Source organism: Arthrobacter rhombi, assembly GCF_900163545.1.
Taxonomy (GTDB): domain Bacteria; phylum Actinomycetota; class Actinomycetes; order Actinomycetales; family Micrococcaceae; genus Arthrobacter_H; species Arthrobacter_H rhombi_A.
The window spans coordinates 80,195-92,302 of sequence record NZ_FUHW01000022.1 but is presented as its reverse complement, the minus strand read 5'-3'; the positions used below and the strand labels follow the sequence as shown (position 1 = coordinate 92,302).

12 protein-coding genes are annotated in these 12,108 nt (G+C 66.1%); 10 read left to right on the top strand and 2 right to left on the bottom strand.

The genetic code is table 11. From position 1 onward, the window contains the following. Positions 1-25: 25 nt before the first annotated feature. From FM101_RS05585 to FM101_RS05570, 4 genes are all read left to right on the top strand, one after another. Positions 26-1,237, top strand: coding sequence for a hypothetical protein (locus FM101_RS05585; protein ID WP_086996669.1), 1,212 nt, complete (start codon positions 26-28; stop codon positions 1,235-1,237). 169 nt (positions 1,238-1,406) lie between these two features. Further along, positions 1,407-1,955: a diaminobutyrate acetyltransferase gene (gene ectA / locus FM101_RS05580; RefSeq protein ID WP_086996666.1), complete on the top strand. Its 549-nt coding sequence runs from the start codon at positions 1,407-1,409 to the stop codon at positions 1,953-1,955. An 89-nt stretch (positions 1,956-2,044) separates the two neighbouring features. Continuing rightward, the gene (ectB, locus tag FM101_RS05575) at positions 2,045-3,313 is read left to right on the top strand and encodes a diaminobutyrate--2-oxoglutarate transaminase (protein WP_086996792.1); all 1,269 of its coding nucleotides are present in this window, start codon (positions 2,045-2,047) and stop codon (positions 3,311-3,313) included. A gap of 56 nt (positions 3,314-3,369) precedes the next feature. Continuing rightward, the gene (locus tag FM101_RS05570; protein WP_086996663.1) at positions 3,370-3,771 is read left to right on the top strand and encodes an ectoine synthase; all 402 of its coding nucleotides are present in this window, start codon (positions 3,370-3,372) and stop codon (positions 3,769-3,771) included. Between the two features lie 66 nt (positions 3,772-3,837). Here the strand turns inward: FM101_RS05570 and FM101_RS05565 are convergent, their stop codons facing one another. After that, the gene (locus FM101_RS05565; protein ID WP_086996660.1) at positions 3,838-4,266 is read right to left on the bottom strand and encodes a pyrimidine dimer DNA glycosylase/endonuclease V; all 429 of its coding nucleotides are present in this window, start codon (positions 4,264-4,266) and stop codon (positions 3,838-3,840) included. Positions 4,267-4,390: 124 nt separating this feature from the next. Between FM101_RS05565 and FM101_RS05560 the strand changes: the two genes are divergently transcribed. The 6 genes from FM101_RS05560 to FM101_RS05535 all read left to right on the top strand — a co-directional run bounded on the left by FM101_RS05560 (position 4,391) and on the right by FM101_RS05535 (position 10,672). Beyond that, positions 4,391-4,915, top strand: coding sequence for a universal stress protein (locus FM101_RS05560; protein WP_086996657.1), 525 nt, complete (start codon positions 4,391-4,393; stop codon positions 4,913-4,915). Between the two features lie 102 nt (positions 4,916-5,017). Beyond that, positions 5,018-5,716 (top strand): DedA family protein, encoded by a 699-nt coding sequence (locus FM101_RS05555; protein WP_086996652.1) that lies wholly within the window; start codon positions 5,018-5,020, stop codon positions 5,714-5,716. A gap of 89 nt (positions 5,717-5,805) precedes the next feature. After that, the gene (gene rlmN, locus FM101_RS05550; protein WP_245806634.1) at positions 5,806-7,017 is read left to right on the top strand and encodes a 23S rRNA (adenine(2503)-C(2))-methyltransferase RlmN; all 1,212 of its coding nucleotides are present in this window, start codon (positions 5,806-5,808) and stop codon (positions 7,015-7,017) included. Between the two features lie 78 nt (positions 7,018-7,095). Beyond that, positions 7,096-7,935 (top strand): oxygenase MpaB family protein, encoded by an 840-nt coding sequence (locus FM101_RS05545; RefSeq protein WP_086996645.1) that lies wholly within the window; start codon positions 7,096-7,098, stop codon positions 7,933-7,935. Beyond that, positions 7,932-9,137, top strand: coding sequence for an aminotransferase class I/II-fold pyridoxal phosphate-dependent enzyme (locus tag FM101_RS05540; protein WP_086996641.1), 1,206 nt, complete (start codon positions 7,932-7,934; stop codon positions 9,135-9,137). The genes FM101_RS05545 and FM101_RS05540 overlap by 4 nt, the downstream gene beginning before the upstream one ends. Then, positions 9,137-10,672 carry a M81 family metallopeptidase gene (locus FM101_RS05535; RefSeq protein ID WP_086996639.1) on the top strand — a complete coding sequence of 512 codons (1,536 nt, stop codon included), beginning with the start codon at positions 9,137-9,139 and terminating at the stop codon, positions 10,670-10,672. The genes FM101_RS05540 and FM101_RS05535 overlap by 1 nt, the downstream gene beginning before the upstream one ends. Before the next feature lie 12 nt (positions 10,673-10,684). Here FM101_RS05535 and FM101_RS05530 read toward each other — a convergent pair whose 3' ends face one another. After that, positions 10,685-12,106 carry an FAD-binding oxidoreductase gene (locus FM101_RS05530; RefSeq protein ID WP_086996636.1) on the bottom strand — a complete coding sequence of 474 codons (1,422 nt, stop codon included), beginning with the start codon at positions 12,104-12,106 and terminating at the stop codon, positions 10,685-10,687. Positions 12,107-12,108 lie beyond the last annotated feature (2 nt).

Genomic DNA, 12,108 nt, shown 5'->3' with positions numbered 1-12,108 from the left:
GTAGCCGTCAGGAGGCCCCCGACCGATGAAGGACCAGGGAACGCCCGGCGCTGCCCGGCGCCAACTGGACATCGAATCCCGGTCGATCTGGGCCGGTGTCGTCGCGGGGATCCTGGCTGTCATCGTCGGTGCCATCGCGTTTCGTGGATACCGGCCACCCTTGGCCGGGGACGGGTCGGTGGCGATCTATGCCTCGGTGGTCTCCGGGGTGATGGCCGGTGCCGGATTCGTGGCCGGATACGTCCAGAACATCCGTACCGTCCATCTGTGGCTCGGTGCGCGTCCGGTCATCCGGCAGATCCTCGACGTCGCAGCCCTGCTGGTGGTGCACGCCTCGATCGCGACGATGTCCGCCTTGGTGCTTTTCCGACTCTTCCAGCAGGCATTCTCGGGCCTGACCGTGGATCCGGTGGCCGGAACGGTGATGTTGGCTGTTTCAGCTGGTGTCGCTGGCTACTTCGGATATATCTCCGGGGCGCGTATCACCGCCATCGCCCTGTCGGTGATGCTGGCGGTCTTCATGTCCTCCGGGATGCTGGTGAGCATGCTGTATGCGGAGAACCCGCTGTGGTGGCACTCCATGTTCAGCGAGCTGGGCACCGGGCAAGCCGGATTGACGTCCTTCTGGACGTTCAACACCACCATCACGACCTCAGGGATCATCCTGACCACTCTCTCCGCGTTCATCACGCGTGACCTGAAGCAATGGGCCGACGTCGTCGCCGCCGCCAAACGCCACGACGAATCGGGTGCCCGGCGCTGGCACCGGACCCTGGGCGTTCAACGGCTCATGCGCCCCCGCCCCGGGGTGGTGCGTACCTGCCTGGTTGCCGGCGGGGTGTGCATGGTCGGCATCGGACTGTTCCCCGTCAATACATTCGAGCCGGTGCATACATTCTTTGTGCGGGTCCTCGCGGTGTTCCTGCTGGTGTTGCTGGCCGGGGTTCCGCTGTGGCTACCGGGGTTCCCCAAGGCCTTCTTTCTGCTCACCTATCTGGCGGTCGGCGCGCTCGTGGCGGCAGCGGCCCTGTGGCGTCCGCTGCAGTACTACAACCTCACGGCTCTCGAGCTCGCAGCGGCCGGAATCGTGTTCGCCTGGCTCGTGGTTTTCATCCGCAATACCACCGCCGTGGTGGCCTCTGCCGGCGTCGAGCCCGCGGTCCCCGGTCTGCCCGCAGGCCCCCTGGAGGACGAAAAACCCCGCAACGACGGCTCCGGTCATATAACGAACAGGTAACGATAGCTAGCGGGTCAAAACAACACGGGGCGCTCGGCGGCATCCCTTGGCAGCTTTGGGATGCCTCCGAATGGGGTCGGTGCGACGAAAGTGTCCTCTCGGGCAGAATCCGTGTCAAATCGCCACACCCCGGCTTGATCGAAATCCTGAGCGCGTTAGGTTTGTAGGGATGGAAAATGAACTCGCAAACACACAGTCCGAGGCTACATTTCGCCACCCAGCCACCGAGGACGGAGCAGCCATGTGGAACATGGCCAAAGATTCCGAAGTGCTGGACTTGAACTCTTCCTACTACTACCTGCTCTGGTGCCGCGACTTCGCGCAGAGCTCGCTGATGGCCGTCATTGACGGCCAGCCAGCCGGCTTCGTGATCGGCTACATGCGCCCCGACGAGCCCGAAACCCTGCTGATCTGGCAGGTCGCTGTCGGCGCTGGATTCCAGAAGCGTGGCCTGGCCGCCAAGATGCTTGATGAGCTGGCCGAGCGCACCCATGCCGATCGTCTGGAAACGACGATCACGGCAGACAACGGTGCGTCGAACCACCTGTTCCAGCGCTTTGCCGAACGCCACGAGGCCGAATGCGAGCGCGAGCCGCTGTTCACCCCCGGCATGTACCCGGACGGCCACGACACCGAGTACCTGTACCGCATCGCCCCGTTGGGACTGGATGCGGATCTGCGCACGCTGAACCTGGCGTCCAGCAACTCCAAGGGCTAGTACCCACCACGACTTCCGGCGCCCCGGGCATCACCGCGATGCCTTGCGCCCTCCTGAAGCCTGTCATCGACCTATGAAAGGGAATGACCATGACTGACATTTTTGAAACCCGCGAATCCGAGGTTCGCACCTACAGCCGCAGCTGGCCCGCAGTGTTCGCGACCGCTTCCGGCGCCACGCAGACCGCCGAAGACGGTAAGGAATACCTGGACTTCTTCGCCGGTGCCGGTGCACTGAACTATGGGCATAACAACCCCGCCCTGACCCAGCCGCTCGTGGAGTACCTGACCAGCGGTGGCGTCGTCCACTCACTGGACATGATGACTCCGGCGAAGCGGGACTTCCTGCAGACCTTCCAGGACCTCATCCTCGAGCCGCGCAAGCTCGACTACAAGGTGATGTTCCCCGGCCCGACAGGCACCAACACCGTCGAAGCCGCGCTGAAGCTGGCCCGCAAGGTGACCGGCCGCCAGAACGTCCTCTCCTTCACCAACGCCTTCCACGGCATGACGCTGGGTGCGCTGTCGGTGACCGGCAACTCGATGAAGCGCGCAGGCGCCGGCGTTCCGCTGGCCAACAGCTCGCGGATCCCCTTCGACGGCTACCTTGAAGGCGAACAGGCCGATTTCGTCTGGCTCGAACATCTGCTCGAGGACAGCAGCTCGGGTGTCGACAAGCCCGCTGCCGTCATCGTGGAGACCGTTCAGGGTGAAGGCGGCCTGCGTGCCGCCCGCGCCGAATGGCTGCGCAACCTGGACACGCTGCTCAAGCGCCATGACGTCCTGCTGATCGTCGACGACGTCCAGGCCGGTTGCGGCCGTACGGGCACGTTCTTCAGCTTCGAGGAAGCCGGCATCGAGCCGGATATCGTGTGCATCTCCAAGTCGATCTCCGGCTACGGCATGCCCATGGCCCTGACGCTGTTCAAGCGCGAACTCGATATCTGGGGCCCGGGTGAGCACAACGGCACGTTCCGTGGCAACAACCCGGCCTTCATCACCGCGACTGCCGCGCTGAAGAAGTACTGGGCCAACCAGGACTTCCAGAACGAACTGGCCGGCACCATCACCGCCCTGCGTGATGGCCTGTCCGAGATCGTCGCCCTGGTCGATGGCGCTGAGCTCCGCGGCCGCGGCCTGCTCTCCGGCGTTGTGTTCCCGGACCACTCGATCGCCTCGAAGGTCGCCGCCGAATCCTTCGCCAACGGCCTCCTCGTGGAGACCTCCGGCTCGGAGGACGAAGTCCTGAAGATCATGCCGCCGCTGACCATCACCGCCGAAGAACTCCAGCGTGGTTTGACCGTGCTCGGCAACGCCGTGCGCACCGTGACCGGCCAGCCGGCCCTGGCCGCCGTCTAAGCCTTCGCTCCCCGAACACCACACTCTTTCCCCAAACTTCCCCAGGAGGACAACACATGCAGGTAATCAACCGCAATGACCTGAACGACACCGAGCGCGACATCAAGTCGGAGACCTGGCGCAGCCGCCGCATGGTGCTGGCCCGCGAAGGAGTCGGCTTCTCCTTCCACGACACCGTGATCTACGCCGGAACCACCTCGACGTTCCACTACGCCAACCACATCGAAGCCGTGTACTGCGTGCAGGGTGAGGGAACGCTGACCAACGAGGAGACCGGCGAGGTCCACGATCTGGCCGACGGCACCATGTACCTGCTCGATGGCAACGAGAAGCACACCGTGCGCGCCACCTCCGAGCTGCGCATGGCCTGCGTCTTCAACCCGCCGGTGACCGGCCGCGAAGTCCACGACGAGAACGGCGTCTACCCGCTGGTCGTCGAAGATCCGGCCCAGGCCTAAGGCCCCGGCAGATTCCCGCGAAGCGCGGCACACACGTTGGTGTGTGCCGCGCTTCGTTATGTCCGGCTACGGAACTTCCCACGGTTCGATCGGGCCGGGAATCGTTGAAAAGAGCGGATGAGTCTCGGGTGGCATCGGGACCGTCTGCACGAGCTCGACCGCGCGGACCGCGAGCTTGGCCAGCAGATGCTCGCGCTCGTGCTCCAGCTGGCCGGCGGTCACGGTCAGGAGCGGCGTGAGTGGGGCGTGCGGCTCCAGGATGAGGGCGCGGTTGAATCGATAGCCGCGGGAATCGGCCTCGGCGGCAACGCCCTCGAGGTAGGCGCCGATCAAGGAGATCGGGTCGCCGCCGGTACGGAACCGTGTCAGTTGGGGGTGGTTTCGGTAGCCGACGGTCCCGCCACTGAGGACTTTTTGCGCCAGCAGGGTTTCACGCCAACAGGCAACCAGACCCTTGGAATCCAGATACCGGGGGTGCAGGGACCAGAGTCGCATGAGAGTATCGTTCCACATTCGCCGGCGGGGACGCCCTGCCGCTAAGTACGTGGCAGGAACGCTTCCCGCGGGTGTCCCGGGTCTGGGATAGTGGGCAACACATTCGCCGAAGTGGAGGACCGTCGTGACCATCCCACCATCCGCCGGATCGTCGAGCAGGGCATGCATCGTCGTCGGGGTCCCTCCACGACCACGGGAAGAACTGATCCGGGCCGGGGCCGACGTCGCCCGGCAGTATGGTGCGTTGGCACTGTTTGCCACCGTGGATCCCAGCCGATATGCCGTTATCGGCGCCGACGGCTCGACGTGGTCCGCACCGATCGACCCGGACAGCGACGAACCAGCCGAACCCGCTTTCGACCCCGAGGTGCGTCGCAGGATCGAAGGCCTCATGGGCGGCCTCGAGGTTGAGTGGTCCACCCAGTGCCTGGTCGGGGATACGGCGGCGGCCTTGGCGGCTTTCGCCGAGGAACGGGATGCGGCGATGATCGTCGTCGGCACGCGGGAACCGAGTTTCGGCTCGGGCTTTCGGGAGTTCCTGGGCGGATCCGTGGCGGTACATCTGGCCCACCGACAGGGACGCCCCGTCCTGATGATCCCGCTACACCCGGTGGCGAAGGAAGCCCAGCTGCCGTGGGAGGCTTCCTGAGCGATGCCCCCGGCCCGGAGGAGCACGGCGGGGTAGTCACGGTCACTGCACTAGGATCGTTGTTCGTCCGGGGAACAACACGCGCAATTCAAGGGAGCATCGGTGAATGAAGTAGGCGAGGGACTGCGTTCCCTCGACGGGATGTGGGTCTATCTCTTTGGTGCGGTGATGGTTGCCCTCTCAGCGCTGATTCCCCCGGTTCCCAGTACGACGCTCTATGTGGCGCTGGGCGCCTTGGCGGCGAATACCGACTCACTGAACCCGCTCCTGCTCGGCGCTTCCATGCTGGTCGGTGCGCTCGCCGGGGATGCGGCGACCTACGCGCTCGCCGTGCGCTTCGACGTCGTGAACTGGCGCATCCTGGCCGGACGACGGTGGCAGGCGGCCTTGGCGGCGACCCGCAACAGGCTGAAAGACAACGACCTGCCGCTGGTGATGACCTCGAGGTTCATCCCCATGGGCCGGCTGACGATGAACATCGGTTCGGCCCTGGTTCCGCATACCTGGCGGGTCTTCATCCAGCATTCGTTCATTGCCGGGGTCCTCTGGTCGGTGTACTCCGTGGGCGTGGGCTTGCTGTCCGGTGTCTGGGACGGTTTATCCACCGAGGTCGCCGTGTTGCTGGCCATCGTCGTCTCGCTGGTTCTGGGCCGGGCCATCAATAATGTGATCAGTTGGTGGGAAACCCGGAACCTGCCCGCGCCCACCGTCCACGGCAAACCGAAACCTCGTCGTCGTGCCGCCCGACGGGCCGAAGAGAAGCGAGCAACCACACAGGAAAACCCGGTCCCCGAGGCCTGAATGGGTGTCGAGTGGACGGGCATGGGACAATGGGTGTAATGAGTACCCCCGAAGAGACCGCAGTCCCCGATTCCCCCGAGCGTTCCCGCATGTCCGAGAACCGCGCCCGGCAGGAAGGCCGTGCCCAGGTCCGCCCCACCGCCGAGGGCTGGACCCAAGCCATGGCCCCCGACGGGCGGCCGAAGCTGGAGTTCAAGTCCAAGGCGCGCGTGTCCCAGCCGCCGGTGCACCTAGCCGACCTGACGCTGGCCGAACGCCAGGAAAAACTCGTCGAACTCGGTCTGCCGAAGTTCCGTGCCAAGCAGCTCTCCGTGCACTACTTCCAGCACTACACCACCGACCCGGAGCAGATGAGCGATCTGCCCAAGGAGCGCCGCCAGGAACTGGTCAAGGCCATGTTCCCCCCGCTGCTGACCCAGGTGAAGCGCCTGACCACCGACAACGGTGACACGGTCAAGTTCCTGTGGCGGCTCTTCGACGGCTCCCTGGTCGAGTCCGTCCTCATGCGCTATCCCGGCCGGGTGACCCTGTGCGTGTCCAGCCAGTGCGGCTGCGGCATGAACTGCCCCTTCTGCGCCACCGGCCAGGCCGGGCTGACGCGGAACATGTCTGCAGCGGAGATCCTTGACCAGATCGTCCAGGCCAACCGGGTCATCGCCGAAGGCGGACTCGGGGGAGGCCGCCGCGATGGAGGGTACGACGCCGAACGCGTCACCAACATCGTGTTCATGGGCATGGGAGAGCCACTGGCCAACTACAAGCGGGTCATGAACGCCGTGCACCGGATGATCGCCGATGCTCCCGAAGGGCTGGGCATGAGCGCCCGCAACATCACCATCTCCACCGTGGGGCTGGTCCCGGCCATCAACAAGCTGGCCGCCGAGAACATCCCGATCACCTTCGCGTTGAGCCTGCACGCCCCCGATGATGAACTGCGTGATGAACTCATCCCGGTGAACTCGCGATGGAAGGCCGACGAGGCCATCGACGCCGCCTATAACTACTACAAGGCCACCGGTCGGCGGGTGTCGATCGAGTACGCGCTGATCAAGGACATGAACGACCACGGCTGGCGTGCCGACCTGCTGGCCAAGAAGCTCAATAAGCGGGGCCGCGGCTGGGTGCACGTGAACCCGATCCCGTTGAACCCCACCCCGGGATCGGTCTGGACCTCCTCGGAACCGGAGATCACCGACGAGTTCATCAACCGCCTGATCGACGCCGGGATCCCCACCACGCTGCGCGATACCCGCGGCAAGGAGATCGACGGCGCCTGTGGCCAGCTCGCCGCCTCGGAGTAGGCGCGCCAGCCACGAAAAACCCGCTGCCACAGGCGCCTCGCCATCGCTGTCCGGTGACGGGACGCTAGCATCGGTGTCATGGGGATCTTCAGTCGTGGCGTCACTTCGCCGCATTCAATCGCGGACATGGCCCCCGAATCGGTCATGCTGGCCGGGGCCGGCCGGGCCATCCTGCTGCAGCTGGCCTACCCGCCGGTCGGGCACGGGGTGTCCCGCCATTCCGGTTTCGTCGAGGACCCGTTGGCCCGACTACACGGCACCCTGACCTATATCTACGCCCTGACCAACGGCACCGATGCCCAGGCCGAGGCCGCCCGCGCGTGGGTCGAACGGGCCCACGCCCCCGTATACTCCGGGGCCGCCGAAGACGGCAGCCATCCCGCCTATGACGCCCACGACCCGCACGCCCAACTGTGGGTCGCCGCCACCCTCTACGACTCCGCCATGATCGTCTACGAAGCGGTCTTCGGTCTGCTGCCGGGCGAAACCGCCGAGAAGATCTACCGCGAGTACTCGGTGCTCGGCACCGCCTTGCGGGTCCCGGAAGGGGCTTGGCCAGCCACCCGCGCCGACTTCGCCGCCTATTGGCAGGAAATGAACAACGAGCTGATGGTGGATCGGACCATCATGCGGGTGGGCCGGGCCCTGCTGGCCGCACGCAATGCCCCGGCCTGGGTCCGGCTATCGATGCCCGTGGCCAGGATCCTCACCGCAGGACTGCTGACACCCCAACTGCGCACCGCCTACGGGCTGCGCTACGGGACAGGGCAAGACGCCGTCTTCCGGGCCCTGATGCGCGGTCTGGCCCTGGTCTTTCCCCGCCTACCGGCCACGATCCGCCACGCACCGATGCACTACTACCTGGCCCGGCTCGACGGCGCAGCATCGAGCACCCATGACACTGAAGGAGCACCATGAACCAGCCACTGACCGTTGCCTCCCGGGCCCACGTGCCCTCCTTCCAGGTCATGGACATCCTGTCCCGGGTTGCCGACCTGCGCGCCGCCGGACGTGACGTGATCTCCCTCTGTGCCGGCGAACCCAGTGGCGGAGCGCCCTCCGAGGTGTCCGAACGGGCCGCCGCCATCCACGCCTCGGCCATGCCGCTGACCTATACCCCGGCCCTGGGCATCGCCGAACTACGTCAGGCCATCGCCGGTCACTACCTGCGCTGGTACGGCCTCGAGGTCCCTGCGGCCAACGTCGCCGTGACCACCGGCTCTTCCGGGGCGTTCATGCTCACCTTTCTTTCCGCTTTCAACCCCGGGGACCGGGTCGCCCTGGCCCGCCCGGGCTATCCGGCCTACCGGAACATCCTGCGCACCCTGGGCATCGACGTCGTCGAACTCGACTGCGGTCCGGCCACCCGGTACCAACCCACCCCCGAGCAGCTTGATGCCGCAGTCGCAGAACACGGGCCGATCTCCGGACTGATGCTGGCCTCCCCGGCCAATCCGACAGGGACCATGGTCTCCCGGGAGGAGCTGGCGGCCCTGACCGAATGGTGTGCCACCCACGGGGCCCGGCTGATCAGCGACGAGATCTACCACGGCATCACCTACGCCGCCGCCGATGCCCCCGACGCCCGGGGCGTCAGCGCCTGGGAGCTGGAGCGCACCGGCGTCGTCATCTCCAGTTTCTCCAAATACTGGGGGATGACCGGCTGGCGTCTGGGCTGGGCGTTGGTGCCCGATGACCTGCTGCCCGCCATCGAGGCGCTCGCCGGGAACGTGGCACTCTGCCCGCCGGCACCAGCCCAGATGGCAGCAGTGGAGGCTTTCACCGAGGAGTCGTACCGGCAAGCCGAGGCCTTCGTCGCCGAGTTCGCGGCCACCCGCGAGGTCCTGCTGGACAACCTGCCGCGGCTCGGATGGGGGCAGGCCGCCCCGGCCGACGGGGCGTTCTACGTCTACGCGGATCTGGGGGAGGCCCTGGAGGGTTTCGCCGATTCCACGGCCTACTGCGCCGCCCTGTTGGAGCAGGAAGGGGTCGCTCTGGTCCCTGGCGCCGATTTCGATGCCGTCGGAGGGCGCCGGGCGGTGCGGTTGAGCTTCGCCGCCGGCCAGGAAGCCGTCGCCGAAGCCATCGAACGGATCATCCGCTTCCAAGCGGGACGCTGATGTCCCATCGGAGTGACCCACCCCGCATCGGTGTGGGCGGGATGTCCATCGAGTCCTCAAACTTCTCCCCGCACCGATCGGGGTTCGACGCCTTCAGATTCACGCACGACGACGAATTGCTGGCCCGCTACTCGGTTCTGCAGTCCGACGGCCCCGGCGACGATCAGGCGGTGGCCGAAGAAGCTGACTGGGTACCTTTGGTCCACGCCCGAGCCCTTCCCGGCGGCATGGTCCTGGAAGAGGTCTATGAGGCGTTGAAGACCGAGCTGCTGGACATGATCCGTGCCGCGGGGCCCTTCGACGGATTCCTGCTGGACATCCATGGGGCCATGACGGTCCTCGGGAGGCGGGATGCCGAAGCCGATCTGGCCTGTGCCGTCCGTGCCGCCCTCGACGCATCCAGCGCGGCGGCGGGAACTCCGCGCACACTGATTTCGGCCCCGATGGACCTACACGGCAATATTTCGGCGGAACTGGTGGAGGCCTGCGATCTGATCACGTGTTATCGCATGGCCCCGCATGAGGACGAGCAGCAGACGAAGACACGGGCCATGGTGAACCTGACAACCCGATTGCTCGAGGGAACCGGGGCCCCGGCGAAGGCCTACGTGCGGATCCCCGTACTCCTGCCCGGAGAGAAGACCTCCACGCGTCTGGAACCCGCCCGCGGCATTTACGCGGCGATCCCGGACATTGAAGCCCTGAGGGGCATCGTGGATGCTTCCCTCTGGGTCGGCTACGCCTGGGCGGACGAACCACGGTGCTCAGCGTGCGTGGTCGTCACCGGCGACGACGCCGACCTTGCGGCAGCCCAGGCCACCGAACTGGCGCGCAGGTATTGGGAGGCACGGGCCGATTTCGTGTTCGTCGCCCCCGCAGCGCCCCTGGCCGACTGTCTCGACGTAGCCCTCGCCCACGATGCGCCTCGCCCCTATGTGCTCTCTGATTCCGGGGATAACCCGACGGCTGGCGGCTCGGGGGATGTGACCTGGACGTTGACCCGACTGATCGAGGATCCGAGATTTCGCGTGGGAGGGCCACGCACCGTGGTCGCCTCCCTCTTCGACGAGTCTGCGGTCGCGGCCTGCCATGTGGCGGGCGTCGGGGCCCGCATCAAGGTTTCGGCCGGGGCGGTGGTCGACCACCTGCACGCCGGGCCGGTATCCCTCGACGGGACCGTGCTGCAGGTGACCGCAGGTGATGACACCTCCGGCCGTGTCGCCGTGCTCAAGGTCGGGTCGATCGAAGCAATCATCACCGAACGCCGCAAGCCCTACCACCGGATCTCGGACTTCGAATCTGCCGGCTTGAGCCTGGTGGATGCCGACCTCCTGATCGTGAAGATCGGCTATCTGGAACCTGAACTCTTCGAATTGGCCTCCGACTGGATGCTGGCGCTGACCCCCGGAGGCGTGGACCAGGACCTCCTGAGGCTGGGCCACCGGAACATCGAACGCCCGCTGTTCCCCTTTGATGTCGACATGGTCGACCCCGACTTCACCGCAACGGTCTTCCCGCCCAGGGGCGGAAGCTGACCTGAACGCTGGTCACCGGAGTTCCTCAGCGGGTTCGGGGGCCGGGAACGCCTTCCCCGGGTTCAGGATCCCGTGGGGGTCCAGGGCATTCTTGATCTGCTGGTGCATCGTGATGACCCGTGGCTCCAGTTCCGCTGCGGCGCCGGGCAGCTTGAGCAGACCCACCCCATGTTCGCCGGTGACCGTCCCGCCCAGGTCCCGGCAGTCGTCCACGATCCGGTCGAACGCCGTCTTGGCCCGGGCCTTGGCGGCGTCGTCCCCGACGGGCGCAATGATCAACGGGTGCAGGTTTCCGTCTCCGGCATGGGCGATGTTGGCGATGACGACGTCGTGTTCTGTTGCTGAGGCCTGGATTCGGGCGAGCATCTCGGGGACTGCGTGCCGGGGGACACAAACATCCTCAGTCAGCACCGGGCCCAGGCGTTCCAGCGACGGGTAGGCCATCCGTCGGGCCAGGAAGAGGCGCTCGATCTCGGTCGGGTCGGTGGCCTGCTCGATGTTCGTCCCGCCGGCGTCGTGGAAGATCGAAGCCAAACGGGAGGCCAGGTCGGCCCCGGTGGTCCCGGGCTCGTCGATCTTGGCCATCAGCAGGACGTTGACGTCCTCCGGTAGGCCCAGGCCCATCCAGTCGTCCACGGCCCGTAGGCAGGTGCTGTCGATGAGTTCCAGTGCCGCGGGGACGATTCCCTCTGCCGTCACCGCGGCCACCGCGTCGCCGGCCAGGCGGAGGGTGGGGAAGTAGCCGATGATCGCCTGTTCTTCCCGGCCCGCCAGGGGCAGTAGCTTGACCGTCACGTCGGTGATGATCCCCAGGGTTCCCTCGGAACCGACCAGCAGGGAGGTGAGGTCATAGCCGGTGACCCCTTTGGCGGTCCGGCGGCCGAGGTGGACGATCTCCCCGTCGGCCAGCACCACCGTCATGCCGCGCACATAATCGCGGGTCACGCCGTATTTGACGCAGCAGATCCCACCGGCATTCGTCGCGGCGTTTCCGCCGATGGTGGAGATCTTGGAACTAGCCGGGTCCGGGGGATACCAGAGCCCGTGCTCGGCCACGGCACGGCGCAGATCGTCGTTGATGACCCCTGCCTGAGCCACGGCAAGTCCTTCGACGGTATCGATCTCCAAGATGCTGGTCATCAGCTCCAACGAGACGATGAGGCAGTTCTCGACGCTGTTGGCGCCTCCCGACAATCCGGTTCCCGCGCCCCGGGGAACCACATGGATACCGTGGTCGGCTGCGTAGCTGACCACTGCTGCAACTTCGGCGGTCGACCGCGCCAGGACTACCGCCAGCGGGGCGGTGAAGGGAGCCCATTCGGCGTCATCGTGACTGTATTTTCCCAACGACTCTTCGTCGTGGAGGAGGTGCCCTGCGGGCAATAGTCGGGATAGTTCACGAACCAGATCCGTTGCGGGCACTCTGCTGGTCATCT